This is a genomic window from Pseudomonas sp. BF-B-30, from assembly GCF_019956305.1.
Lineage (GTDB): Bacteria > Pseudomonadota > Gammaproteobacteria > Pseudomonadales > Pseudomonadaceae > Aquipseudomonas > Aquipseudomonas jessenii.
Map to the genome: position 1 here is coordinate 89,318 of NZ_JAHBDG010000012.1, position 26,516 is coordinate 115,833.

Annotated in this window: 25 protein-coding genes; 11 read left to right on the forward strand and 14 right to left on the reverse strand. The window is 60.6% G+C overall.

The annotated features are described in order from the left end of the window. The first annotated feature begins 142 nt into the window (after positions 1-142). From pqqA to KGB29_RS08975, 6 genes are all read left to right on the forward strand, one after another. A complete protein-coding gene (pqqA, locus tag KGB29_RS08950; RefSeq protein WP_003444522.1) occupies positions 143-217 on the forward strand; it encodes a pyrroloquinoline quinone precursor peptide PqqA in 75 nt (24 codons plus the stop codon). An 81-nt stretch (positions 218-298) separates the two neighbouring features. Then, positions 299-1,210, forward strand: coding sequence for a pyrroloquinoline quinone biosynthesis protein PqqB (gene pqqB / locus KGB29_RS08955; protein ID WP_102670857.1), 912 nt, complete (start codon positions 299-301; stop codon positions 1,208-1,210). 124 nt (positions 1,211-1,334) lie between these two features. Then, the gene (gene pqqC / locus KGB29_RS08960; RefSeq protein WP_007993179.1) at positions 1,335-2,087 is read left to right on the forward strand and encodes a pyrroloquinoline-quinone synthase PqqC; all 753 of its coding nucleotides are present in this window, start codon (positions 1,335-1,337) and stop codon (positions 2,085-2,087) included. Beyond that, a complete protein-coding gene (pqqD, locus tag KGB29_RS08965) occupies positions 2,084-2,359 on the forward strand; it encodes a pyrroloquinoline quinone biosynthesis peptide chaperone PqqD (RefSeq protein WP_150814010.1) in 276 nt (91 codons plus the stop codon). The genes pqqC and pqqD overlap by 4 nt, the downstream gene beginning before the upstream one ends. After that, positions 2,331-3,503, forward strand: a complete 1,173-nt coding sequence (pqqE, locus tag KGB29_RS08970) for a pyrroloquinoline quinone biosynthesis protein PqqE (protein WP_150814011.1) — start codon at positions 2,331-2,333, stop codon at positions 3,501-3,503. Before pqqD ends, pqqE begins: the two co-directional genes overlap by 29 nt. Further along, entirely contained in the window at positions 3,469-5,295 is a 1,827-nt protein-coding gene (locus KGB29_RS08975) for a S9 family peptidase (protein ID WP_150814012.1), read from the forward strand. The genes pqqE and KGB29_RS08975 overlap by 35 nt, the downstream gene beginning before the upstream one ends. Before the next feature lie 131 nt (positions 5,296-5,426). On the opposite strand, the gene KGB29_RS08980 is transcribed toward KGB29_RS08975, so the two are convergent. From KGB29_RS08980 to KGB29_RS08995, 4 genes are all read right to left on the reverse strand, one after another. Beyond that, on the reverse strand, positions 5,427-5,585 hold the full coding sequence (locus KGB29_RS08980; protein WP_003228885.1) for a YqaE/Pmp3 family membrane protein: 159 nt from the start codon (positions 5,583-5,585) through the stop codon (positions 5,427-5,429). Positions 5,586-5,669: 84 nt separating this feature from the next. Beyond that, positions 5,670-5,990, reverse strand: coding sequence for a helix-turn-helix domain-containing protein (locus KGB29_RS08985; RefSeq protein ID WP_046039442.1), 321 nt, complete (start codon positions 5,988-5,990; stop codon positions 5,670-5,672). Continuing rightward, positions 5,983-6,339: a type II toxin-antitoxin system RelE/ParE family toxin gene (locus KGB29_RS08990; protein ID WP_150814013.1), complete on the reverse strand. Its 357-nt coding sequence runs from the start codon at positions 6,337-6,339 to the stop codon at positions 5,983-5,985. The genes KGB29_RS08985 and KGB29_RS08990 overlap by 8 nt, the downstream gene beginning before the upstream one ends. 251 nt (positions 6,340-6,590) lie before the next feature. Then, entirely contained in the window at positions 6,591-7,874 is a 1,284-nt protein-coding gene (locus KGB29_RS08995; protein WP_150815170.1) for an aspartate aminotransferase family protein, read from the reverse strand. Between the two features lie 169 nt (positions 7,875-8,043). Between KGB29_RS08995 and KGB29_RS09000 the strand changes: the two genes are divergently transcribed. Continuing rightward, positions 8,044-8,973 carry a LysR family transcriptional regulator gene (locus tag KGB29_RS09000; protein ID WP_057713036.1) on the forward strand — a complete coding sequence of 310 codons (930 nt, stop codon included), beginning with the start codon at positions 8,044-8,046 and terminating at the stop codon, positions 8,971-8,973. Between the two features lie 227 nt (positions 8,974-9,200). Here KGB29_RS09000 and KGB29_RS09005 read toward each other — a convergent pair whose 3' ends face one another. The 10 genes from KGB29_RS09005 to bioB all read right to left on the reverse strand — a co-directional run bounded on the left by KGB29_RS09005 (position 9,201) and on the right by bioB (position 21,713). After that, positions 9,201-10,979 carry an acyl-CoA dehydrogenase C-terminal domain-containing protein gene (locus KGB29_RS09005; RefSeq protein ID WP_150815171.1) on the reverse strand — a complete coding sequence of 593 codons (1,779 nt, stop codon included), beginning with the start codon at positions 10,977-10,979 and terminating at the stop codon, positions 9,201-9,203. Positions 10,980-11,242: 263 nt separating this feature from the next. Continuing rightward, on the reverse strand, positions 11,243-13,039 hold the full coding sequence (locus KGB29_RS09010; protein ID WP_150815172.1) for an acyl-CoA dehydrogenase C-terminal domain-containing protein: 1,797 nt from the start codon (positions 13,037-13,039) through the stop codon (positions 11,243-11,245). Between the two features lie 85 nt (positions 13,040-13,124). Beyond that, on the reverse strand, positions 13,125-14,417 hold the full coding sequence (locus KGB29_RS09015) for a GGDEF domain-containing protein (protein WP_150815173.1): 1,293 nt from the start codon (positions 14,415-14,417) through the stop codon (positions 13,125-13,127). A 195-nt stretch (positions 14,418-14,612) separates the two neighbouring features. Next, entirely contained in the window at positions 14,613-16,418 is a 1,806-nt protein-coding gene (locus KGB29_RS09020) for a phenylacyl-CoA dehydrogenase (RefSeq protein WP_057713032.1), read from the reverse strand. A 276-nt stretch (positions 16,419-16,694) separates the two neighbouring features. Continuing rightward, on the reverse strand, positions 16,695-16,991 hold the full coding sequence (locus KGB29_RS09025; protein ID WP_150815174.1) for a pyrroloquinoline quinone biosynthesis protein PqqE: 297 nt from the start codon (positions 16,989-16,991) through the stop codon (positions 16,695-16,697). A gap of 122 nt (positions 16,992-17,113) precedes the next feature. Then, entirely contained in the window at positions 17,114-17,794 is a 681-nt protein-coding gene (gene bioD, locus KGB29_RS09030) for a dethiobiotin synthase (RefSeq protein WP_150815175.1), read from the reverse strand. Next, on the reverse strand, positions 17,791-18,603 hold the full coding sequence (gene bioC, locus KGB29_RS09035; protein WP_150815176.1) for a malonyl-ACP O-methyltransferase BioC: 813 nt from the start codon (positions 18,601-18,603) through the stop codon (positions 17,791-17,793). The genes bioD and bioC overlap by 4 nt, the downstream gene beginning before the upstream one ends. Beyond that, on the reverse strand, positions 18,596-19,327 hold the full coding sequence (locus KGB29_RS09040; protein ID WP_150815177.1) for an alpha/beta fold hydrolase: 732 nt from the start codon (positions 19,325-19,327) through the stop codon (positions 18,596-18,598). Before KGB29_RS09040 ends, bioC begins: the two co-directional genes overlap by 8 nt. After that, positions 19,320-20,498 carry an 8-amino-7-oxononanoate synthase gene (gene bioF / locus KGB29_RS09045; protein WP_150815178.1) on the reverse strand — a complete coding sequence of 393 codons (1,179 nt, stop codon included), beginning with the start codon at positions 20,496-20,498 and terminating at the stop codon, positions 19,320-19,322. The genes KGB29_RS09040 and bioF overlap by 8 nt, the downstream gene beginning before the upstream one ends. Before the next feature lie 159 nt (positions 20,499-20,657). Then, the gene (gene bioB, locus KGB29_RS09050; RefSeq protein ID WP_057713026.1) at positions 20,658-21,713 is read right to left on the reverse strand and encodes a biotin synthase BioB; all 1,056 of its coding nucleotides are present in this window, start codon (positions 21,711-21,713) and stop codon (positions 20,658-20,660) included. A 93-nt stretch (positions 21,714-21,806) separates the two neighbouring features. Here bioB and KGB29_RS09055 point away from each other — a divergent pair, with 93 nt between their 5' ends. The 4 genes from KGB29_RS09055 to KGB29_RS09070 all read left to right on the forward strand — a co-directional run bounded on the left by KGB29_RS09055 (position 21,807) and on the right by KGB29_RS09070 (position 26,504). Next, on the forward strand, positions 21,807-22,547 hold the full coding sequence (locus tag KGB29_RS09055) for a ComF family protein (protein ID WP_150815180.1): 741 nt from the start codon (positions 21,807-21,809) through the stop codon (positions 22,545-22,547). Positions 22,548-22,610: 63 nt separating this feature from the next. After that, complete coding sequence (locus KGB29_RS09060; protein WP_150815181.1) at positions 22,611-23,375, forward strand: TOBE domain-containing protein; 765 nt, start codon at positions 22,611-22,613, stop codon at positions 23,373-23,375. Between the two features lie 67 nt (positions 23,376-23,442). Further along, entirely contained in the window at positions 23,443-25,344 is a 1,902-nt protein-coding gene (locus tag KGB29_RS09065) for a PhoX family protein (protein WP_150815182.1), read from the forward strand. 185 nt (positions 25,345-25,529) lie between these two features. Then, entirely contained in the window at positions 25,530-26,504 is a 975-nt protein-coding gene (locus KGB29_RS09070; protein WP_150815183.1) for a serine/threonine protein kinase, read from the forward strand. Positions 26,505-26,516 lie beyond the last annotated feature (12 nt).

Sequence of the window (26,516 nt, forward strand, 5' to 3'; positions counted from 1 at the left end):
AAGGAGCTTTCTCAAAGTTTCACGGGCAATTTCTTTGAAATTTTGAGTAACATAGCAACCTAACTATCTGGAACCTCTCTGATTTGAGGTGGACTATACCTATAGATAGCGCTGTCCTACCCTACCTGAAGGAGTTCAATTTATGGCCTGGACCAAACCGGCTTACACCGACCTGCGTATTGGCTTTGAAGTCACCATGTACTTCGCAAGCCGCTAATCTCAGCTTTGGCAGAGATGCAGCACAACGCCTCGGTTATCCGAGGCGTTTTATTTTCAGCGTTGAAATGATGGAGCGTCCATGTTTGTCCAGATTCTAGGTTCCGCTGCCGGCGGCGGCTTCCCCCAGTGGAACTGCAACTGCGTGAACTGCGCGGGCTTTCGCGACGGCAGCCTGCGGGCCAAGGCGCGGACGCAATCGTCCATCGCGATTTCCGATGACGGCGTGAACTGGGTGCTGTGCAACACCTCCCCGGACATCCGCGCCCAACTCCAGGGCTTCGCCCCGATGCAGCCGGGCCGCGCCCTGCGTGATACCGGGATCGGCGCGATCATCCTGATGGACAGCCAGATCGACCACACCACCGGCCTGCTCATGTTGCGCGAAGGGTGCCCGCATCAGGTCTGGTGCACCGACATGGTCCATGAAGACCTGAGCACCGGATTTCCGCTGTTCACCATGCTCAACCACTGGAATGGCGGGCTGACCTGGAATCGCATCGAACTCGACCAGAGCTTCAGCGTACCGGCATGCCCGAACCTGCGCTTCACCCCGCTGCCGTTGCGCAGTGCCGCGCCGCCGTACTCACCACACCGCTTCGACCCCCATCCGGGCGACAACATCGGCCTGATCGTCGAAGACCTCAACACCGGCGGCAAACTGTTCTACGCACCGGGCCTGGGCAAGGTGGATGCAGGGCTTCTGGAAATCATGGCCGGCAGCGATTGCCTGCTGGTCGATGGAACGTTGTGGGATGACGATGAAATGCAGCGTCGCGGCGTCGGCACCCGCACCGGTCGCGAGATGGGACACCTGGCGCAGAACGGCCCCGGTGGCATGCTCGAAGTGCTTGAGCAATTGCCCAACCAGCGCAAAGTACTTATCCACATCAACAACACCAACCCGATTCTCGATGAAGACTCGCCAGAACGCGCGGAACTGGATCGGCGTCAGGTTGAAGTGGCGTATGACGGCATGAGTATTGTGCTGTAGCGGATGGCCCTATCGCGAGCAAGCTCGCTCCCACAGTTGACCGCATTCCCCTGTGGGAGCGAGCTTGCTCGCGATGAGGCCGGCAGCAGCAACACATATCCTGGTTGTTCCCCGGAGAACCGCAATGACTGACACCCCGATGTCCCCCGCCGAATTCGAAGCGGCTCTGCGCGCCAAGGGCGCCTACTACCACATCCATCACCCCTATCACGTGGCAATGTACGAAGGCCGGGCCACCCGCGAACAGATCCAGGGCTGGGTCGCCAACCGTTTCTACTATCAGGTGAACATCCCCCTGAAGGACGCGGCCATTCTGGCTAACTGCCCGGACCGCGAGATCCGCCGCGAGTGGATTCAACGCCTGCTGGACCACGACGGTGCGCCCGGTGAAGACGGCGGCATCGAAGCCTGGCTGCGCCTGGGCCAGGCCGTGGGCCTCGACCCGGACCAACTGCGCTCCCAGGAACTGGTACTGCCCGGCGTGCGCTTCGCCGTGGACGCCTATGTCAATTTCGCCCGCCGCGCCAGTTGGCAGGAAGCCGCGAGCAGCTCGCTGACCGAACTGTTCGCCCCGCAGATCCACCAATCGCGCCTGGACAGTTGGCCCCAGCACTACCCATGGATCGACCCGGCCGGCTACGAGTATTTCCGCACGCGCCTGGGCCAGGCACGGCGTGATGTCGAGCATGGTCTGGCGATCACGTTGCAGCACTACACCACCCGTGAAGGCCAGGAGCGCATGCTGGAAATTCTCCAGTTCAAACTGGACATTCTTTGGAGCATGCTTGATGCCATGAGCATGGCCTACGAACTGAAACGCCCGCCGTATCACAGCGTGACCGGGGAACGGGTCTGGCACAAAGGAATCACCTTATGAGTTTCGATCGCAGCAAGACCCCGACCTGGCGTCCCGGCTACCGCTTCCAGTACGAACCGGCGCAAAAAGGCCACGTGCTGCTGTACCCGGAAGGCATGATCAAGCTCAACGAAAGTGCCGCGCTGATCAGCGGTTTGATTGATGGTGAACGGGATGTCGCGGCCATCATCAATGAGCTCGACCAACAGTTTCCCGGCGTGCCCGAACTCGGAGACGACATCGAGCAATTCATGGAGGTTGCCCGTGCGCAGCACTGGATCGAACTTGCCTGATTCATCAAGGCAAGTACCGCCCAAACCCGAGGTCGGCTTGCCGCTGTGGCTGCTCGCCGAGCTGACCTATCGCTGCCCGCTGCAATGCCCATACTGCTCCAATCCGCTGGATTTCGCCGAGCAAGGCAAAGAGCTGAGCACCGAGCAGTGGATCAAGGTGTTTCGTGAAGCGCGGGAAATGGGCGCCGCGCAGCTTGGCTTTTCCGGTGGCGAACCGCTGGTGCGTCAGGACCTCGCCGAGCTGATCGTTGAAGCGCGCAAGCTGGGTTTCTATACCAACCTGATCACCTCCGGCATCGGCCTGACCGAACAGAAAATCAGCGACTTCAAGAAGGCCGGTCTCGATCACATCCAGATCAGCTTCCAGGCCAGTGACGAGCAGGTGAACAATCTACTGGCCGGCTCGAAAAAGGCCTTCGCGCAGAAACTGGAGATGGCCCGGGCGGTGAAGGCCCACGGTTATCCGATGGTGCTGAACTTCGTCACCCATCGGCACAATATCGACCAGATCGACCGCATCATCGAGTTGTGCATCGCACTGGAAGCGGACTTCGTCGAGCTCGCCACCTGCCAGTTCTACGGCTGGGCGCAACTCAATCGCGTTGGGCTTTTGCCGACCAAGGAGCAACTAGTGCGCGCCGAACGCATCACCAACGAATACCGCGCAAAACTGGAAGCCGAAGGGCATCCGTGCAAGCTGATTTTCGTCACGCCGGACTATTACGAAGAACGCCCGAAAGCCTGCATGAACGGCTGGGGCAGTATTTTTCTGACGGTCACGCCAGACGGAACCGCCCTGCCCTGTCACGGTGCCCGACAGATGCCGGTGCAGTTTCCCAACGTGCGCGACCACAGCATGCAGCACATCTGGTACGACTCGTTCGGTTTCAACCGCTTTCGCGGGTACGACTGGATGCCCGAGCCGTGCCGCTCCTGTGACGAGAAAGAAAAAGACTTCGGCGGCTGCCGCTGCCAGGCGTTCATGCTCACCGGCGATGCAAGCAACGCCGACCCGGTATGCAGCAAGTCGCCACAACACGGCGTGATCCTCAAGGCTCGCGAAGAAGCCGGGCACGCGACCCAGACCATCGACCAACTGGCCTTTCGCAATGAACGAAACTCACGCCTCATCGCCAAAAGCTGAACCTTTCAGCGCTGCCAAAGCCGTGGCCGCCGGTATCGACTTTGCCGAACTGCAGGTCGGTCGACAGGGCCTGTTCTGGAACGAATACCGCCCCGAAGACGCTGCGTGCCGGATCTGGCATTGGCGTGACGGCGCAGCGAAATGCCTGACGCCACCGGGGTTCAGCGTTCGCAGTCGGGTGTACGAATATGGCGGTGGGGCGTTTTGTCTGACGGACGATGGAATCGTTTTCGTCAATGAGGCCGACCAGCAGTTGTATCGGCAATCACTGCAAGACGAAGCGCCCGAAAGGCTGACGTCCGGGGCGTGCCGTTATGGCGATCTGCAGTTCGCCAACGGGCAAGTGCTGGCGGTCGAGGAGCACCGCGATCAACACCGATTGGTGGCGATCGATCTGTTGGATGGCGCACGTCACTTGCTGGCCGAGGGTGCTGATTTCTACGCGGCACCGACGCTGAGCCCGGATGCCCGGCGCCTGGCCTGGATCGAGTGGAGTCGCCCGGATCAGCCATGGACAGCGACCCGTTTGATGGTTGCCGAGCGCCTCGCCAACGGCGGCTTTGCCGAGGCTCGTTGTGTGGCGGGCGACGGCACTCAAGAGTCTGTGCAGCAACCGCGGTTTGATGCCGGCGGTCGCCTGTATTGCCTGACGGATCGCGCAGGTTACTGGCAGCCATGGAAAGAGTCTGAAAAAGGCCTGAGCCCATTGCCAAGTGCCAGCGCCGACCATGGCCCCGCGCCCTGGCAACTCGGCGGCAGCACCTGGTTGCCGCTGAGCGACAACAGTTATCTGGCCAGTTGGACCGAGGGCGGGTTTGGCCGACTGGGCATAGGCGGAGACTCCAGCGCCGACTTTACCGGCGACTACAGCCGCTTCCGCCATCTCGCCGTGGATGAGCAGTTCATCTATTGCATCGCGGCGTCGCCCGTCAGTTCAGCCGCCGTCATCGCCATCGACCGTCAGAGCCGGCAAGTGCAAGTGCTGGCCGGCGGCATCGCACCGCTTGCTCCCGAACAGATCAGCCGCCCGCAAACCTTGCGCTACCCAAGTGGCTCAGGCGAAGCACACGGCTTCTTCTACCCGGCGATGACCGGCGAGGCGAAACCGCCATTGGTGGTGTTCGTCCATGGCGGACCGACTTCGGCGTGCTACCCGATGCTCGATCCGCGTATCCAGTACTGGGCACAGCGGGGCTTCGCCGTGGCCGATCTCAACTATCGCGGCAGCAGCGGTTACGGCCGGGCCTATCGCCAGGCACTGCACCTGGGCTGGGGTGATGTTGATGTGCAAGACGCCTGCGCCGTGGTCAGTTACCTCAAGCAGCGAGGCTTGATCGACGGCGACCAGGCGTTCATTCGCGGCGGCAGCGCTGGCGGCTACACCAGCCTTTGCGCCTTGGCCTTTCACAACGTGTTCCGCGCCGGCGCCAGCCTGTATGGGGTCAGCGACCCGGTGGCGCTGGGGCGCGCGACCCACAAATTCGAAAGCGACTATCTGGATTGGCTGATCGGCGATCCGCAACTGGATGCCGAACGCTACGCTGCCCGCACGCCGCTGCTGCATGCCGGCAACATCCGCGTGCCGATGATCTTCTTTCAAGGAGAACTGGATGCCGTGGTCGTCCCGCAACAGACCCGCGACATGGTCACGGCACTGCAGGACAACGGCATCCTGGTCGAGGCGCATTACTACGCCGATGAACGCCATGGCTTTCGCAAGGCCGGTAACCAGGCCCACGCGCTGGAGCAGGAGTGGTTGTTTTATCGGCGGGTGATGGATTCAGTGGACTGAAGCCCGCGCTCATTGCCGAAACGGTGGCGCCCCCTTCGCGGGCAAGCCCGCTCCCACAGGTTCTGCTGCGTGCACAAATCCTGTGGGAGCGGGCTTGCCCGCGAAAGCGATCGATCTAGCGCTGCAAAAATTCAGCGCTTGGCGATGATGTACACCGCATGCACGATCCCCGGAATGTAACCGCACAACGTCAGCAGAATATTCAGCCAGAACGCCCCGCCGAATCCTACTTGCAGAAACACACCCAGTGGCGGCAACAGGATAGCGATGATGATGCGAATAAAGTCCATGGGACAGCTCCTGATTGGGGGTGGACTCGTTCGAGCCCTACAGCTAATCGACCTGTGCCGTTTGTCAGGGTTCAGCCCGATTCCTCAGGCCAGTATCTCCAGACCGTGTTTGCGCACGATACTCAGCAACTTCAACGCCATGCCACTGGGGTGCTTATCCCCTGCTTCCCATTGCTTGACCGTGGAAGCACTGGTGTTCAGATAGCGCGCGAACACCGGTTGGCTGACATTGTTGCGCTCGCGCAGTGCCTTGATCTCCTGCGCGGGAATCGCATCCGGCACTCTTGCAAGACAGGACTCATCGAACTCACGCATGGTCGCCTTACTGATTGCACCTATGGCGTACAAGGCACTGGCCGATTCGTGGATCGACTCCGATAGCTCACTTTTGAATTTTTTACTCATTTAGTATCTCCACAAACTCCTTTGCATCCAGCAATTGCTGAATTTCCATTTCGGTCAGTCCACCATATGTCTTGGCCAACTCTCGCAAGTCGAGCAAATGCCTGGGACTGATATTGCTCTGATCTTTTTTTGCGTACAGAAACTGATAGACCCAATGAGCACCGCCCCTGGCCAGGATAATCGAGCGATGGCGGTTGGCATTCAAGCGCTTCTTCCAGACCCCGCCACCCAAATTGTCAGCCCGACCATTGAGCATTTCGGTGAATGCCTCCCGGAGTTCGTCATCACCGATCCAGGCCTTGGCAGCCTGCATTGCGAAGCGCTTTGTCTTGAACAGCCTTGGTGACATGGACATCCCTTCCATAAAACATACCACCCAGTGGTATAGAAATCAAAACCAACGCGACAGCAACACCATTTCGCTGGCACCGGCACTCCCTGCCGATGCACGCTAGAAAGCCATTAATGTGTTAACCGCTCAAGCCGAAACTGCCTTTGGAAAAAACCGGCCACAAAAAAACGCCCCACGCCAAAAGTATCGGGCGTGGGGCGTGCGTATTACCGCGAGACGGTTCTGGAATGTGTGCAGGGCGCGTCTGATCAGACGGCAATCCCTTTGCGGCACTGCAATTGCGCGGTTCGCACTCGGGAGAAGGCGCGCGCCAGGCGCAGGAGCATTTCATCGATGTTGGCGTTGCTGACATTTAGTGCAGGGGTAAAGCGCAGGCAGTCGGGTTGCGGGGCATTAAGCAGTAAGCCTTCGTACAGCGCGGCCTTGACCACCGCGTCAGCGGAGTCGTCCGACAGCGTCAACCCCCACAGCAGTCCTTGTCCGCGCAACTCGCCGTGACCGTAACGATGGGCCAAACGCCCTAACCCTTCACGCAGGTGTTGACCGGCCTCTGCGACGTGCTTGAGGAAAGCCTTGTCCTGCACGGTATCGAGCACCGAAAGCCCCGCCGCGGTCATCAACGCATTACCGTGATGAGTACCTGCCAACTCACCAATGTCGAAACAGCAAGCTTTGCCCCGCGCCAGCAGCGCGGCCAATGGCACGCCGCCGCCCAAGCCTTTGCCGAGCACGACGATATCCGCCGTGACGCCGCAGGACTGTTCCGCGAGCAAGGTGCCACAACGGCCGATGCCAGTTTGCACTTCGTCGAAGATCAGCAAAATGCCGAGTTCACGGCACAAGCGTTCGACGCCCTTGAGGTAGTGCGCGGCGGCCGGGATCACGCCGGCTTCGCTCTGGATCGGCTCGAGCATGATCGCTACGGTTCGTTCATCCACGGCCGCATGCAACGCTGGCAGGTCATTGAACGGAACACGACTGAAGCCTGGCAATTGCGGCTCGAACCGGTTGATCAATGTCGAACTGTCCGATGCCGAAATCGTCCCCAGGCTGCGGCCATGGCAACCGTTGTTGGCCACAATGATTCGCGACGCACCGCCGCGATGCCGTTGACCCCATTTACGCGCCAGTTTGATCGCCGCCTCGCAGGCTTCGCTGCCGGTATTGAGCAGGTAGGCCTGGTCACTGCCGGTGCTGGCACACAAATGTTCGGCGAGGCTGAGCATGCCACGGTTATGCAGGCCAAAACCCGGGTTGATCAGCGACTGAGCCTGGGCTGCGATTGCATTGACCAGTACCGAAGGGCTATGACCGAGGCTGTTGGCCCCGCCACCCTGGGAAAAATCCAGGTACGCACGGTCATCGCTGTCCCACAACCATGAACCCTGGCCACGCACAAACACCTGTTTTGGCCGCTCGACACTGGGCATCAAGTACTCGCTGGAAAGGTTAACGCCTTGGGATGGCGGGGAGGCGTCCATGACCAGATCATCAAGACTGGGAGGACTGCGGCGCAGACTGAACAGATTCATCTGAAAAAAACCTTTTTGAGGTTTTTTGCCTTACCTATGTAAATACCATCGAAGCAAAGGGTATTCATCGCGCTCTGTGGCCCTGTAAGCCCTGTGAATGCGGTTAGACTAGGCTCAGGCGAGGCGTTCAGCCATTTCGATTTCCCAGCATTTTCGATAAGTAATACTTATGGATTTCAAGCAACTGCGTTATTTCGTCGCGGTCTATGAAGAAGGCCATGTGGGCCGGGCCGCCGAGCGTCTGTCCATCTCTCAGCCGGCGCTGTCCCAGCAAATCCGCCACCTCGAGCAAAACCTCGATGTGAGCCTGTTCGAGCGCAGCAGCAAACGCCTGTTGCCGACCCTCGCAGCCCATACGCTGTACAACCACGCCCTGCCTTTGCTCGATGGCCTGCAACGGGCACGGGAAGCGCTCGGCAACTTCAAGGGTCAGGCGCTGCGCACCCTGGCCATCGGTGTATTGCAGACCGTGCACACCAGCCTCGTTCCGCAGATGCTCGAGCGGGTGCGCAAGGCGCAGCCGCATCTGGTGGTGCAGATCTACGAACTGACCGGCCTGGAAATCGAGCGGCGACTGCTCAACGGTTCTCTGGATATCGGCATCAGCTACCTGCCGCCCCGCCAGCCTGGCTTGCATGGCGTGATGCTGTACGAAGACGAACTGACCCTGGTCATCCCGGCAGAGCATCCGCTGCGTGAATTCAAGAAAGTGTCCATGAGTCAGGCTGCCGAACTGCCGATGCTGCTGCTGGGCGAAGAGTTTCAGATCAGGCAGATCTGGCAGGCACAGCTGACAAGCCTCGGACGTCGCCCACAGGTACAAGCCGAATTGAACAACATGGCCGGCATCCTCGACAGCCTGCCCCACACGCGCCTGGCGACGGTACTGCCCGGTCGCTCGCAAAAGACCCATGGCAACCACGAACTGCTGTGGAAACCCCTGAGCGAACCGCGAGTGCCGCTGAAAGTCGGTTTGGTGTGTCGGGATGTGCAACGGCAGCAGGCCTCGCTGGCATTGCTGCGGACATTGCTGGAAGAAGTGATAAATGGCCCGGACGGGCGCTTGAACAGCGCGCAGGCTCTGGATGGGCCAAGCTGAAAACTTTTCTTCAGGCAAAAGAAAACCCCGCCGAAGCGGGGCTTTGCAGACTGTTTCCCTGACATCCATTTCACTCCGCCGTCCTGGCAGAATCCTACGTGTCCCTGTTGTTGCTTTGCGCTTCCTGCGCTACGTCCATGAGAAGTAGATTAGCTCTGGATCCAATTTGCATCTATGGGAGAACAGCAGCACGTTATGTAAGAGAATGCTTACATAACGTTACTTCATCAGAATTGTCCCGCATCCAGCAGGAACAACGATTCGCTACCGGCCTTCACCGACGCGCTCAAGGAGTGAATGCGCGGCAGCAGGCGAGCGAAATAGAAGCGCGCCGTGCCCAGTTTGCTGGCGTAGAAATCGTCCTGCGCTTCCTTGCCCAAAGCCGCCTTGGCCATCAGCGCCCACATGTAGGCGTAGGCCACGTAGCCGAACACCTGCAGATACTCGACCGACGCCGCGCCGATTTCGTTCGGATTGCTCTTCGCCCGGTCCAGCAACCAGGCAGTCAGTTCATCGAGGGAGGTCACGGCGTCGTTCAGCGGCTTGGTGAATTCGGCGAGGTCCGCGCTGGCGGTCGCCGTGAAGTGGCGAATCTCATCGGCGAACAGGTTGTAGAACGCCCCGCCGCTGCCGACGATCTTGCGCCCGACCAGGTCCAGTGCCTGGATGCCGTTGGTGCCTTCGTAGATCTGGGTGATGCGCACGTCACGCACCAGTTGCTCCTGACCCCACTCACGGATGTAACCGTGGCCGCCGAACACCTGTTGGCCGTGTACGGTGGTTTCCAGGCCGAGGTCAGTCAGGAACGCCTTGGCCACCGGGGTCAGCAACGCCACCAGGTCTTCCGCGCGCTTGCGGGTGGCGGCGTCTTCGCTGAACTTGGCGGTGTCCAGTTGCATCGCCACGTAGGTGGAGAACGCACGCCCACCTTCGTTCGAGGCTTTCATGGTCAGCAGCATGCGTCGCACGTCCGGGTGGACGATGATCGGGTCAGCCACTTTTTCCTTGTTCTGCGCGCCGGTCGGCGAACGGCTTTGCAGACGGTCACGGGCGTATTCCACGGCGTTCTGGTACGAGCGCTCGCCCGTGGCCAGGCCCTGGATACCGACGCCCAGACGCTCGTAGTTCATCATGGTGAACATCGCCGCCAGGCCTTTGTTCGGCTCGCCGACCAGGTAACCCACGGCTTCATCAAAGTTCATCACGCAGGTGGCGGACGCCTGGATGCCCATCTTGTGTTCGATCGAACCGCAGTTGGCCGGGTTGCGTGCGCCCAGGCTGCCATCGGCATTGACCATGAACTTCGGTACCAGGAACAGCGAAATGCCTTTCGGCCCCGCCGGCGCATCCGGCAGCTTGGCCAGCACCAGGTGGATGATGTTTTCGGTCAGGTCGTGTTCGCCACCGGTGATGAAGATCTTGGTGCCGCTGACCTTGTAGGAACCGTCAGCCTGAGGCTCGGCCTTGGTGCGGATGATCCCCAGGTCGGTACCGGCGTGCGGCTCGGTCAGGCACATGGAACCGGCCCAGATGCCGGCGTACATGTTCGGCAGGTACGCGGCTTTCAGTTCTTCGCTGGCGTGGGCGTTGATCGACAGGCAAGCACCGGCGGTCAGCATCGGGTACAGGCCGAACGACAGGCTGGCGGAGTTGACCATTTCCTCGACCTGGGCCGAAACGGCTTTGGGCATGCCCATGCCGCCGTAGGATGGATCACCACCGACACCGACCCAGCCGCCTTCAGCGTAGGTCTGATAGGCCTGTGGGAAACCTGCCGGCGTGGTGACGGCACCGTCCGCCCAATGGCAACCTTCTTCGTCAGCGGCACGGCTCAGCGGTGCGATGCTTTTGCTGGTGACTTTGCCGGCTTCTTCCAGGATGGCTTCGACGGTTTCTGCATCGACGGTTTCGGCCAGTGCAGGCAGTTCGGCCCAGAGTTTGGCGACCTCGAAAACTTCATTGAGGACGAAGCGCATATCGCGCAGGGGCGCTTTGTAGTCAGCCATGGCAAACCTCGCAAGATCTATACAGGTGATTCACAGGAAGAGTGTTTTCGTTGGGTCGGAGTGTACCTCAACAACTTTTGCGACACATAGGGTCAACTCATGACCGTTTTGTTATTTTTAGTCATTGCCGTAGGCGGGAGTGAACGGATAAAACTGTAGGAGCGAGCTCGCTCGCGAAAAACCCCAAGGCGCCACTGGGCATCTGGTTTTACGCGTTATCGTTCACGACCATCGCGAGCAAGCTCGCTCCTACAGGGTAGGTGTCAGAGCGCAAATAGCTCCGCAGGCAGTTGCATCAGGCAATCGCTACCTGCTTCGACGGCCGCCCGATGAGCGGCAGTGCGTGGCAACAGACGCTTGAAGTAAAACTCGTTGGTCGCCAGTTTGGCCCGGCAGAAGTCACCATCACCGCTGCCCGCATCGAGCTGCGCCTGAGCCACCAGCGCCATGCGCAACCACAGGTAGCCGAGGATGATGTAACCGCTGTACATCAGGTAATCCACCGACGCAGCACCGACTTCGTCCGGGTTTTTCATCGCTGCCATACCGACCCTGGTGGTCAACTCACCCCACTGCTGGTTCAGTTGATTGAGCTGCGCCACATACCCGGCCAGTTGTGGATGTTCAGCGTTCGCCGTGCAGAACTTGTGGACGATTTTGGTGAAGCCGCGAAGCAACTTGCCCTGGCTGCCGAGCACCTTGCGCCCGAGCAAGTCCAGCGCCTGAATGCCGTTGGTGCCCTCATAGATCGGTGCGATCCGGCAGTCGCGGACCAACTGCTCCATACCCCATTCGCGAATGAACCCATGGCCGCCAAACACCTGCATGCCATGGTTGGTCACCTCCAGCCCGGTGTCGGTCATGAAGGCTTTGCAGATTGGCGTGAGGAACGCCAGCAAGTCTTCGGCATCCCGGCGCGCCGTTTCGTCCGGGCTCAGGTGTGCAACGTCGAGCAACTGTGCGGTGAAGTAGGTCAGCGCGCGGTTGCCCTCGTTGAAGGCTTTCATGGTCAGCAACATCCGCCGCACATCAGGGTGCACGATGATCGGGTCGGCGGCCTTTTCCGGCGCTTTCGGGCCGGTCAGCGAGCGCATCTGCAAACGGTCGTTGGCGTATTTGATCGCGCCCTGGAAGCTCGCCTCCCCCAGACACAGCCCTTGCATGCCGGTGCCCAGTCGCGCGTGGTTCATCATGGTGAACATGCAGTTGAGGCCCTTGTTCGGCTCGCCGATCAGGAAGCCCTTGGCCTCGTCGAAGTTCAGCACGCAGGTGGCCGAGGCCTTGATGCCCATTTTGTGTTCGATCGAGCCGCAGGACACGCCGTTGCGCTCGCCCGCTTCCCCCGTCGCATCGGGCAGGTACTTGGGCACGATGAACAGTGAAATGCCCTTGGTTCCGGCCGGTGCGTCCGGCAACTTGGCCAATACCAGGTGAATGATGTTGTCGCTCATGTCGTGCTCACCGGCGGAGATGAAAATCTTGCTGCCGGAGATCGCGTAACTGCCATCGGCCGCAGGCACGGCGCGGGTCTTGATGATGCCCAGGTCGGTGCCGCAATGGGCTTCGGTCAGGCACATGGTGCCGGTCCATTGGCCAGCGGTGAGCTTCTTCAAATAGGTCTGCTTTTGCGCCTCGGTTCCATGGGCGTGGATCGCCGACATCGCACCGTGGGTCAGTCCGGGGTACATGCCCCATGAGGTGTTACTGGAAGCCACCATCTCGCTGATCACCAGACCCAGAGAGATCGGCAACCCTTGACCGCCGTAAACCGGATCCGCCGCCAGGCCATGCCAGCCGCCCTCGACATATTGGGCGAATGCCTGCTTGAAGCCCGCGGGCGTCGTGACCACGCCATTGTCGAAATGGCAGCCTTCTTCATCGCCACTGCGGTTCAGCGGCGACAGTACGTTTTCGCAGAACTTCGCCCCTTCTTCGAGGATCGCATTGACCATGTCCGGGCTGGCATCGGTGGCCCCCAGCGCGGCGTAGTTGCTGTGAAAGTCGAAGACGTGGTCGATCAGAAAGCGCATGTCGCGCAAGGGAGCTTTGTACTCGGGCATGGTCATTCTCCGTCGGCAGATTTCTCCAACCTACTGCTGCCGACCACGCCTCACAATCACTTTGCGCTCGCTGAATGCGCCATCATCACTCAACCGTAGCGGCGTCCATGCGCACGGCGCCACGGCGGTTCTGCCCGAACGCCATCACGCAGTTGCGCCCGGCGCCCTTGGCGCTGTAGAGCGCCTGGTCAGCGGACTTGAGCACCTCTTCGGGGGTGCGTTGTTCGATCCGTTCGGCAACGCCGATACTGACCGTCACCGACACACTCGACGCACCGGAACCGGCACGCCGCTGGCGCCCCTGACTATCGTCCTGCGGGCGGTTTTCCTGATTGCGCAGCTGAATGTTGTAAGTGGCGATGGACTCGCGGATGACTTCCAGGTGCGGCATGCACTCTTCGAGGGTCTTGCCTGCAAACACCAGGGCAAATTCCTCGCCGCCATAGCGATACGCCTTACCGCCACCGCCGATTTTCGACAGCTTGCTGGCCACCAGTCGCAGCACCTGGTCGCCGACGTCGTGGCCGTGGGTGTCGTTGAATTTCTTGAAGTGGTCGACGTCGCTCATGGCCAACACGTAGTTGCGCCCCAACCGTTGCATGCGCTCATTCAACGCGCGACGACCCGGCAGCCCGGTCAGTTCGTCGCGGAACGCCATTTGATAGGCCTCATGGGCAACGGCAGCGGCAATCATCAGCATCACCTGGCTGCACATGATGTTCAGCGTGAACGGCAGGATGAAGGTTTTCGGTAACATCCAGAACAACCCGAGCAGCCCCACCCATTGCGCGGCATGCAGCGGTCGCGGGTTGCGCCAGTATTGCCAGGCCAGCAGCAGGAACGCCGCAATGAACACCGGATAGGACAACTGGATCAGGCTCATCCAGGCGCCATGCAAGGCGGGCCAGCGAATCTCCGACAACCAGATCAGCAGCGCGTGCGGATAGCTTTGCTCAAGCCCCAGCGCCACGCTGCCGACCGCCAGCAATACGGCGAAACGCGCCACCATGTCCTGAAACAGATGGGTGCGCTCCTGCCATGCCGCGAAGATGCCAAACAGCAGCGGCAGCAGCAGGCAACACAAATGAAAGACCACGGCGGCGTCGTCGCGCACCTTGCCGTTGTCGCGGTAATAGTCAGTCTGGGTGTCGAGCAGGAAGTAGGCGATGTACACCGTGACCATCAGAAACAGTTCACGCTGGCGTCGGTATACCGCGCAATAGGCGCCACCGAGCAACAACACCAGGGTGGGCAGCACGTTGAACAGCGAAGTGAAAAAGACGTTCAGCTCCTTGATGTATGCAGCCGCTAGCCCCGCCAGTAACAGCAGCAATGACGGCAGGAAGTGACTGAAACGCACAGCGGAAGAGCGCGGCAAGGGTAAAGCTCCGACCGGTCAAATCAATTGATGGCAATGTGCCAACCACTGTAACGGCAGAAAGCCTGAGTTGCTGAGTGAATTACTGAGGTATTTTTTAAAGGGCGTTACAAACATTTTCCACCGGCAACCTTTAAAGCAAAAAAGCCGCTGTTCCCGAAGGAGCAGCGGCTTTTTCAAGTACTTCGCTAAGGCTTAGTAGCCCAGGTCGAAGTTCTCTTCTTTCATGTCCATCAGGTTGTTGGCGCCCGACAGCATGGTTACGACGTGAGTGCGGGTACGCGGCAGGATGCGCTGGAAGTAGAAGCGCGCAGTCTGCAGCTTGGCGGTGTAGAACGCCTCTTCGGAGGTGCCGGCAGCCAGTTTCTCGGCGGCCAGGCGCGCCATGTCAGCCCAGAAGTAGGCCAGGCAGGCGTAACCGGAGTACATCAGGTAATCCACGGAGGCCGCGCCGACTTCTTCGCGATCTTTCATGGCGGCCATACCGACCTTCATGGTCAGCTCGCCCCATTCCTTGTTCAATGCGGCCAGCGGAGCGACGAACTCTTGAACCGCTTCGTTGCCTTCGTTGGTCTGGCAGAACTTGTGGACGATCTTGGTGAAGCCTTTCAGAGCTTCGCCCTGGGTCATCAGCACTTTACGGCCCAGCAGGTCGAGTGCCTGGATACCGGTGGTGCCTTCGTACAGCATCGAGATGCGGCTGTCGCGGACGTTCTGCTCCATGCCCCACTCGGCGATGAAGCCGTGGCCGCCGTAGATCTGCACGCCATGGTTGGCCGATTCGAAACCGACTTCGGTCATGAAGGCTTTGGCGATTGGAGTCATGAACGCCAACAGTGCGTCGGCTTTCTTCTTCTCTTCTTCGTCCACGCCGTACTTGACGATGTCGACCTGCTTGGCGGTGAAGTAAACCATTGCGCGGTTGCCTTCGGCGAATGCCTTCATGGTCAACAGCATGCGGCGTACGTCAGGGTGCACGATGATCGGGTCAGCGGCTTTGTCCGGCGCTTTCGGGCCAGTCAGCGAGCGCATCTGCAGACGGTCGCGAGCGTATTTCAGGCCGCCCTGGAAACCGACTTCAGCGTGGGCCAGGCCTTGCAGCGCGGTACCCAGACGTGCGGTGTTCATGAAGGTGAACATGCAGTTCAGGCCTTTGTTCGCCGGGCCAATCAGGAAACCGGTAGCGCCGTCGAAGTTCATTACGCAGGTAGCGTTGCCGTGGATGCCCATTTTGTGTTCCAGGGAACCACAGGACACGGCGTTGCGCGCACCGATCGAACCGTCTTCGTTCGGCATGAATTTCGGAACGATGAACAGCGAGATGCCTTTGGTGCCAGCCGGTGCATCCGGTAGGCGAGCCAGCACGATGTGGACGATGTTGTCGGCCATGTCGTGTTCACCGGCCGAGATGAAGATCTTGGTGCCGGAAACCTTGTAGGAACCGTCGGCCTGAGGCTCGGCCTTGGTGCGCAGCATGCCAAGGTCGGTGCCGCAGTGCGGCTCGGTCAGGCACATGGTGCCGGTCCACTCGCCGGAAACCAGCTTGGTCAGGTAAGCCTCTTGCTGCTCAGGGGTGCCGTGCTCGGAGATGGTGTTCATCGCACCGTGCGACAGGCCTGGGTACATGCCCCACGACCAGTTGGACTCGCCAACCATTTCGCTGATGGCCAGACCCAGGGACTCCGGCAAGCCTTGGCCGCCGTGCTCTACGTCGTGAGCCAGGCTTGGCCAGCCACCTTCGACGAATTGCTTGTAGGCTTCCTTGAAGCCAGTCGGGGTCTTAACGCCGGACTCGCTCCAGGTGCAGCCTTCGAGATCGCCCACGCGGTTCAGCGGAGCCAGTACCTGCTCACAAAACTTGGCGCCTTCCTCAAGAATGGCGTCAACCATGTCCGGAGTTGCGTCGGCACAAGCCGGAAGGCTCTGATAGTGCGCTTCGTAGCCGAGCAGCTCGTCACGAACGAAGCGAATATCACGCAAGGGGGCCTTGTAGTCAGGCATAGCGATAAACCTCTGCTGATGTAACCGGGAATGAACGACCGCATTGATTTGTTGTTGCGATCAAACAGTTGTTTGAAACATACGTTTACGCCCAAATCTTGTCAAGCGTCGATCTTTTTCCATTCGTCACCGCCGATCAGGCACATCTGCGCGCAACCGCACGACGGACATTGACCGAGCGAGCCACCCTGCAGAAAAGATTAGTTGAGTGAGAAGGACTTACGCAGAAAAACGCCGCGAACAGGCGCGGCGTTGGAGAGACGGATTCAATGAGGATCAGGCGAAAGTATCGATCAGCGTTCCGAGCACTTCGTCGGATGCCTTGGCGACTTTGGCGCCCAGTTCGACCTGAAATTTGCCTTGGGCCATTTCGACCACATTGCTGGCCAGGTCCGATTGCCGGCTGCGATCAACCGATCGCAGACGATCGACCTGCGTCTCGGAGGACTGGCTGGTGACCGAGCGCTCGATCGTCGTGTTGGCGATCTGCCCGGCGGCTTGATCGACACGGTTCAGCCCTGTCTGAAGAGTGCTCAGACCGGCATAAAAAGCGGTGTTTCCTGAGATTTCCAAGGGAGAACTCGTCCTTTCAAAGGATCAACAGTGACCATTGAAGCAGAGTGGCCAGCAAAACACTCGACAAAAACACTAATGGCACAGTGCCTTCTCATAGGCAAAGCCCGCAGCCACTCGCCTCAGTCCAACAGGTCCAGTTGCAAGTGCTCGGCCACTGCCTCGGCCGTAACGGCCTTGAGTTTAGGCACACGCCCCAGGCACGGTGCCGGGAGGCGCTCGGCCAGGGTAGCCAGGTTTTCTTCCAGCCGCGAGGTCTTCGGTTCGATGATGTTGGCCACCCACCCCGCCAGTTGCAAACCGTCCCGGGCAATCGCTTCGGCGGTCAACAGGGCATGGCTGATACACCCCAGGCGTACACCGACCACCAGGATCACCGGCAGCTTCAATGCGATGGCCAGGTCCGACAGGTTGTCCTGATCCGCCAGGGGTACGCGCCAGCCGCCGGCGCCTTCGATCAGGGTGAAGTCCGCCTGCATGCCCAGAATCTGCCGCATCGGCGTCAGCAACGACTGCACCGTCAGCGCCACGCCCGCCTCTCGCGCGGCCAGATGCGGAGCAATGGCCGGTTCGAAGGCCATCGGATTGACCTGTGCGTAGGTCAGCGGCAGCGAACACTGCGCCAGCAAGGCCAGCGCATCGGCGTTGCGCAGGCCTTTAGGTGTCACATCGCAACCGGAAGCGACCGGCTTGCCCGCCGCCGTGCTCAAACCCGCCGAACGCGCCGCATGCAGCAACCCCGCAGCGATCGTGGTTTTACCGACATCGGTATCCGTGCCGGCGATGAAATAGGCTGCGCTCATAAGGGTTTCTCCAAAACGGCGTACACCACTTGATAAGTCGCCGGCAGTCCCTGGGCCTGACGAAACTGTTCGTAAGCCTCGATCAAACCCAAAATCCGCGCCCGGCCGGTCAAGCCACCCGGCCGCCCGGGATTGAGATTGTGCGCACCCAACGCCTTGAGTTCATGGGTCAGGCTGCGCACATCCGGGTAATACAGCACGTGCGCAAGGTTTTGCAGACTGACCACCCTCAAGCCGCTGGCCGCACATAGTTGTTGATAAACACCAAACTCCCGGAAGCGGTTGACGTGCACCATGCCGTCGACTTCGCGCCAGCTGTCGCGCAATTCAAACAACGTCCCTACACACAGACTAGCAAACGCGAAAATGCCGCCCGGTTTCAGTACTCGAAAGGCTTCACTGAGCACCGAGTCGAAGTCCGCGCACCACTGCACCGCCAGGCTGGAGAAGATCAGGTCGCAAGACGAATCCTGCAGTGGCAGTCGCTCGGCATCGCCGGCCACGAAGTATGTGGCACCGCCCAATGGCCGGGCGTGGTTGAGCATGCCCTCGGCAATGTCCAGCGCCACCCCGTGGCTGCCCGGAAATCGCTCACCCAGGGCACGACTGAAATGCCCGGTGCCACAGCCCAGGTCCAGCCAGCGCTGCGGTACGAAGTCCTGCGGCAAGCGCCCGAGCAATTGGCTGCCCACATCACGCTGCAGCTCGGCCACGCTGTCGTAGCTTGCTGCCGCGCGGGAGAATGAGGCTGCTACCTGGCGCTTGTCGGGCAAGGCGCCGGGCAGGTTGGGAAGGGATAAATCAGTCATCGCCGGACTCATGCAAAAAGGCCTGGATCGCCCCCGCCACACCGTGGGGATCCTCCAGGAGAAACACGTGGCTGGCCTGTTCAATCAGACCGATTTCGACATCCGGCAGCAATGCCAACAACTCGCCCGCCGCTTCCACCGGCACCAGCCCGTCGAGGCCGGCGAACAGATGCAATTGCGGACCGCGGAACGAATGCAGCGCCTGCCGTGTATCCAGTTGCGCGAGCACTTGCAGACCACTCAGCAACACCGGCGTAGCGGTGTTCGGGGCGCCGCCAAGCAACAACCGCGACAATCCGCGTGGGTCTTCGGCGCCTTGGGCGCAAAGCAGTGAAAAGCGTTTCAAGGTCGCGCGCGGATCGGCCTCACATCCCGCCAGAAACGCATCGAAGGTTTCCCCGGACATGGCGCTTGTCCATTGATCATGAGCGACAAAAGAAACGTTGCTGGCCAGGGTGAACACACCACAGCAGCGATCGCCACGCCGGGCCGCCAATTCGCAGGCGAGCATGCCGCCCAATGACCAACCGCCCAGCCACACGTCTTGCGGCAAGGTCGAATCAAGCTCATCGAGCCACTCTTCAAGATCGCTCGACTCCAGCTCCGGCAACGGCTCGATCTCGACGCGCAGGTGCTCATCCAAACCGCGCAAGGCCGCCGCCAGAGGCTCCAGCGGTGAAACGCCAAGGCCCCAGCCGGGCAGCAGAATCAGACGATCACGCATGGCTTGGCTCCGGCTTCAGTTGTTGAAAACAATCGGCCAGTGCGTTTAACAATAGCTGTACCTGGGCCTCACTGTGGGCAGCCGTCAACGTGACCCGCAGCCGGGCACTGCCGGCGGGTACGGTCGGCGGGCGAATCGCGGTCACCATCAACCCGCGTTCACGCAGCATTTGCGAAAGGCGCACCGCTCGCCCCGCGTCACCGATCATGATCGGCTGGATCGGCGTGAAGCTGTCCATGAGTTCCAGGCCAATCTGCTCGGCACCTTTGCGGAACTGGCGGATCAGCGTCTGCAAATGCTCGCGGCGCCAGTGTTCGCTGCGCAGCAGTTCCAGGCTTTTCAACGTGGCGCAGGCCAGCGCGGGGGGCTGGCTGGTGGTGTAGATGTAGGGGCGGGCGAACTGGATCAGGCTTTCGATCAGCTCTTCGCTGCCAGCCACAAAGGCACCTGCCGTACCGAACGCCTTGCCGAGGGTGCCGACCAGCACCGGAACGTCATCCTGGCTCAAGCCAAAGTGTTCGACGATGCCGCCACCGTTGGCACCCAGCGGTCCAAAACCATGGGCATCGTCGACCATCAACCAGGCGCCTTTGGCCTTGGCTTCTCGGGCCAGCGCCGGCAAGTCGGCAAGATCACCGTCCATGCTGAACACGCCGTCGGTGACCACCAGTGTATTGCCGGTGGCTTTTTCCAGGCGCTTGGCCAGGCTCGACGGGTCGTTGTGCAAGTAGCGATTGAACCGCGCGCCGGACAACAGCCCCGCGTCGAGCAGCGACGCATGATTGAGCCGGTCTTCGAGCACCGTATCACCCTGCCCTACCAACGCCGTGACCGCGCCGAGGTTGGCCATGTAGCCGGTGGTGAACAGCAACGCCCGCGGGCGACCGGTCAGGTCGGCCAACGCTTCTTCCAGCGCATGGTGCGGGGCGCTATGGCCGATGACCAGATGCGATGCCCCTCCGCCCACACCCCACTTCGAAGCACCGGCACGCCAGGCTTCGATCACTTGCGGATGATTGGCCAGGCCCAGGTAGTCGTTGTTACAGAACGCCAGCAACGGCTGGCCATCGATCACCACTTGCGGCCCCTGCGGGGTTTCAAGCAGCGGGCGCTGGCGGTAGAGGTTTTCGGCACGACGGGCGGCAAGGCGTGCGGCGAGATCGAAAGACATGCAGGCCTCGACTATCAAATGACATAGAGCTTTTTGTGGGAGCGGGCTTGCTCGCGAATACGGCCTGACATTCAACAAAGATGTTGACTGATACACCGCCTTCGCGAGCAAGCCCGCTCCCACAGGGTTTTGCATTCATTCAGTGGAAGCAGTGATTGCTCAAACAGCCGCGTTGTAAAACTGCTCGCTGCTCTTCTGCTCCACCAACGCCTGCTCGATAGCTGCCTGATGCACCTCATCGGCGTGCTCTTCGCGGGCTTCCGGCAGGATGCCCAGGCGCGAGAACAGTTGCATGTCCTTGTCGGCCTGCGGGTTGGCGGTGGTCAGCAGTTTTTCGCCGTAGAAAATCGAGTTGGCACCGGCGAAGAACGCCAGGGCCTGCATCTGCTCGTTCATGGCTTCGCGGCCGGCGGACAGGCGCACGTGGGATTGCGGCATCAGGATGCGCGCGACGGCGAGCATGCGGATGAAGTCGAACGGATCGACGTCGTCGGCATTTTCCAGCGGCGTACCGGCGACTTTCACCAGCATGTTGATCGGCACCGACTCCGGATGCTCAGGCAGGTTGGCCAACTGGATCAGCAGGTTGGCGCGGTCGTCCAGCGACTCGCCCATGCCCAGAATGCCGCCGGAGCAGATCTTCATCCCCGAATCACGCACGTACGCCAGGGTTTGCAGGCGTTCGCTGTAGGTGCGGGTGGTGATGATGCTGCCGTAGAACTCCGGCGAGGTATCGAGGTTGTGGTTGTAGTAGTCGAGGCCGGCCTTGGCCAGCGCTTCGGTCTGCTCCTGATCCAGGCGACCGAGGGTCATGCAGGTTTCCAGGCCCATGGCTTTCACGCCTTCGACCATCTTCAACACGTACGGCATGTCCTTGGCCGACGGATGCTTCCACGCCGCGCCCATGCAGAAGCGGGTCGAACCGATGGCCTTGGCGCGAGCGGCCTCTTCGAGGACCTTCTGCACCTCCATCAGTTTCTCTTTTTCCAGGCCGGTGTTGTAGTGACCGGACTGCGGACAATATTTGCAATCTTCCGGGCAGGCGCCGGTCTTGATCGACAACAGGGTCGACACCTGGACGCGGTTGGCGTCGAAATGCGCACGGTGCACCGTCTGCGCCTGGAACAACAGGTCATTGAATGGTTGAACGAAGAGTGCTTTGACTTCGGCCAAAGTCCAGTCATGACGCAGGGTGGCAGTGGTGCTGGCGCTCATGGGCGTTTCCTTTGAATTATGCTTTGGCAGTCGGCTGGGTAATGGAGTTTCACAGCCGCTTCACAGATGTTTCGGCATATTTAAGGAAGAGCGATGCGCTGTCAACCACGATACGAAGGACAGGTTTACATCTGGTTAAAAAACAAACAATCATGTCTTTTGTGCGATGAAGCGGCCGACGGCATTCCTCCTGTCTGCACGGCCTGCGAAATCGAGTTGCCCTGGCTCGGTGATCACTGTCTGACCTGCGCCCTGCCGCTCCCGGCCGCGGGACTGACCTGCGGCCATTGCCTGAAGCAGCCACCGGCCTTCGAACAAGTGATTGCGCCCTGGACCTACAGCTTTCCGGTAGACAGCCTGATCACCCGCTTCAAACACAACGCCAAGTGGCCGTTTGGTCGCCTGCTCGCCGAACTTCTTGTTCAATACCTGCAACATCGCTTCGAAGACGATCTGCTGCGACCCCAGGCGCTGATCCCGGTGCCGCTGGCCAATCGGCGCCTGCGCCAGCGCGGGTTCAATCAGGCGGCGATGCTGGCTCACTGGTTGAGTGCGAGTCTCGATATCCCTTGCGACGAACGGTTGCTGCTGCGCACTCAAGACACCGACGCCCAACAGGCCTTGAACGCCGAAGCCCGTCTAAGAAACCTGCGCAATGCTTTCGCCCTGGCACCCGGCGCGGTCGTCAAAGGCCGGCACCTGGCTCTGGTCGACGACGTACTGACCACCGGAGCCACGGCCCAGGCCCTGGCTCGCCTGTTGATGGACGCCGGGGCGGCGAGGGTCGACGTCTATTGCCTGGCCCGCACGCCCAAACCCGGCGAGACACCCTGACTTGACTCGCGCGGCCCAAGCGACCAACGTCCTCACCATCGTCACCACCCAAAGCGACTTGTCATGTCTTTGCCAACCTTGCTGTCCCAGCACATTGTCCGCCGTCCGCAGCGCATCGCCCTGCTGCAGCACATCGCCGAACAAGGCTCGATCACCCGCGCGGCAAAAAGTGCGGGCCTGAGCTACAAGGCTGCCTGGGATGCGATCGATGAGCTGAACAACCTGGCGCAGAAGCCGCTGGTGGAGCGGATTGTCGGCGGCAAGGGCGGCGGCGGTGCGCGCCTGTCCAACGAAGGCGAGCGGGTGTTGCGCCTGTACCAGAAGCTGCAAGCCTTGCAGACCCAAGTGCTGGAAGCAGCTGAAGACGCGAGCGATCTGGATCTGCTCGGGCGCCTGATGCTGCGCACCAGCGCGCGCAATCAGTTGCACGGCAAGGTGATTGCGATCGAACCTCAGGGACGCAACGACCTGATTCGCCTCGAAGTCGCCGAAGGCGTGATCGTCGCCGCGCAAATTACCCACGACAGCACCGAGCGCCTGGAACTGCAAATCGGCACTGAAGTCGTGGCATTGATCAAGGCCGGCTGGCTCGACGTGCTGCAAATCGACTCTGTCGAAACGCCTGAAAACAATTGCCTCAGCGGCATCATCGAAAAAATCCTCGACGCCGACGACGGTCCCAGCGAAGTGCGCATCACCCTGCCCAACGGCCTGACTCTATGCGCCTTGGCCGAACAGAGTCATCTGCAAGCATCGGAGCTGACGTGTGGTAAACCGGTGCGCGTGGAGTTTTCGCCGTCCAAGGTACTGCTGGGCACACCACTGTAAGCAGAACTGCAACAAAAGGTTCATGACTCATCATTAAGGTGTCTGCAAAATCCGCAGGGAGCCTGAAATGAGCCTATTAGAAGAAAACCAGTCCACCGACCTCGAAACCATGGTCGGCCTCAGCCGTCGCGGCTTCATCAGCGCAGGTGCCCTGTGCGGCGCGGCGATGTTCCTTGGCGGCAACCTGCTGAGCCGCAGCGTGATGGCCGCCAGTGTCAGCGCCGGCAACAGCCAGTTGCTGGGTTTCGACAGCATTGCCGCCGCCACCAGCGACACCATCACCCTGCCACCGGGCTACAAGTCCTCGGTGCTGATCAGCTGGGGCCAGCCCCTGCACAAGGACGGTCCGGCGTTCGACCCGAGCGGCAACGGCAGCGCCGAACATCAGGAAGTCCAGTTCGGCGACAACAACGATGGCATGAGCCTGTTCGAATTTCCGGGCGAAAAAGACCGGGCGCTGATGGCGATCAACAACGAATACACCAACTACCGCTACCTCTACGCCCACGGCGGCATGCCGCAATCGGCGCAAGAAGTGCGCAAGGCGCTGGCCTGCGAAGGTGTGTCGGTAATTGAAGTGCAGCGCAAGAACGGCCAATGGCAGTTCGTCCAGGGCTCACGCTACAACCGCCGCATTCACGGCAACGCACCGATCACCCTGAGCGGCCCGGCCGCCGGACATGCCCTGCTCAAAACCAGTGCCGATCCGCACGGCAAGAACGTCCTGGGCACCTTCCAGAACTGCGCCAACGGCAAGACGCCGTGGGGCACCTATCTGACCTGTGAAGAGAACTTCACCGACTGCTTCGGCAGCAGCAACGCCGAGCAGAAGTTCGACCCGGCGCAAAAACGCTACGGCGTGGTGGCCACCAGCAAAGAAATCAACTGGCACCAGCACGACGAGCGCTTCGACATGGCGAAGAACCCCAACGAGCTCAACCGTCACGGCTGGGTGGTGGAGATCGATCCGTTCGATCCGAAATCGACGCCGGTCAAACGTACGGCCCTGGGCCGCTTCAAGCACGAAAACGCCGCACTGGCCGAAACCGGCGACGGTCATGCCGTGGTGTACATGGGCGACGATGAACGCGGTGAGTTCATCTACAAATTCGTCAGCCGCGACAAGATCGACCACAAGAACCCCAAGGCCAACCGTGACATTCTCGACCACGGCACCCTGTACGTGGCGAGGTTCGATGCCGGCGACGGCAACGTCGATCACCCGAAAGGCCAGGGTGAATGGATCGAACTGACCCACGGCAAAAACGGCATCGACGCCAGCAGCGGTTTTGCCGATCAGGCCGAAGTTTTGATTCACGCGCGTCTCGCCGCCAGTGTGGTGAAAGCCACGCGCATGGACCGCCCGGAATGGATCGTGGTCAGCCCCATGGATGGCCAGGTCTACTGCACGCTGACCAACAACGCCAAACGCGGCGAAGACGGGCAACCGGCGGGCGGGCCGAACCCGCGCGAGAAGAACGTCTACGGCCAGATCCTGCGCTGGCGCACCGAGCGTGACGATCACGGCTCGAAAACCTTTGCCTGGGACCTGTTCGTCGTCGCCGGTAATCCGGGGGTTCACGCCGGCACACCAAAAGGCGGATCGTCGAACATCACGCCGCAGAACATGTTCAACAGCCCTGACGGCCTGGGCTTCGACAAGGCCGGACGCTTGTGGATTCTCACCGACGGCGATTCGAGCAACGCCGGAGACTTTGCCGGCATGGGCAACAACCAGATGCTCTGTGCCGATCCGGTAACCGGCGAGATTCGTCGCTTCATGGTTGGCCCGGTAGGTTGTGAAGTGACGGGGATCAGCTTCTCGCCGGACCAGAAAACCCTGTTTGTCGGGATTCAGCATCCGGGTGAAAACGGCGGTTCTACCTTCCCCGAGCACCTGCCCAACGGCAAGCCGCGGTCTTCGGTGATGGCGATTTCGCGGGAAGATGGCGGGATCGTCGGCGCCTGACAACCCCTCATCGCGAGCAAGCTCGCTCCCACAGGATTGGCGCGATTTCAAATCTGGCGCATGACCTGTGGGAGCGAGCTTGCTCGCGATGGCGGCAGCCCAGACACCACACATCCACTAAAACCGCGCCGTCTGCGCTACCATGCCTGGCCGGACGCAGCAGCCTGCTGCGCGCAGGAGTCAGCATGGCCCACCCGTTTGAAACCCTCACACCAGACCTCGTGCTCGATGCCGTCGAAAGCATCGGCTTTCTCAGCGACGCGCGCATCCTGGCGCTCAACAGCTACGAGAACCGCGTCTATCAGGTCGGTATCGAAGACGCCGAGCCGCTGATCGCCAAGTTCTACCGGCCGCAACGCTGGAGCAACGAAGCGATTCTGGAAGAGCACCAGTTCACCGCCGAACTCGCCGACTGCGAGGTGCCGGTCGTGGCGCCGTTGATCCACAACGGTGAAACCCTGCACGAACACAACGGTTTCCGTTTCACCCTGTTCCCCCGCCGTGGCGGCCGAGCACCGGAGCCGGGCAACCTCGACCAACTCTATCGCCTGGGCCAGTTGCTCGGGCGCCTGCATGCGGTCGGCTCGACCCGGCCGTTCGAGCACCGTGAAGCGCTGGCGGTAAAAAACTTCGGCCATGACTCGCTGGCCACATTGCTCGATGGCAACTTCATCCCCCGCAGCCTGCTGCCGGCCTACGAGTCAGTGGCCCGCGATCTGCTCAAGCGTGTGGGAGATGCCTACAGCAACACGCCTCACCAGAACATCCGCATGCACGGTGACTGCCACCCCGGCAACATGATGTGCCGTGACGAGATGTTCCATATCGTCGACCTCGACGACTGCCGCATGGGTCCGGCGGTACAGGACATCTGGATGATGCTCGCCGGCGATCGTCAGGATTGCCTGAGCCAGTTGTCGGAACTGATGGACGGCTACAACGAATTCCACGACTTCGATCCCCGTGAACTGGCCTTGATCGAACCGTTGCGCGCCCTGCGCCTGCTGCATTACAGCGCCTGGCTCGCCCGCCGCTGGGACGATCCTGCCTTCCCCCGCAGTTTTCCGTGGTTCGGCACCGAGCGTTATTGGGGTGATCAAGTGCTGGCGTTGCGCGAGCAGTTGGCGGCGCTCCAAGAAGAGCCACTGAAGCTCTTCTGACCCACCCTGCCC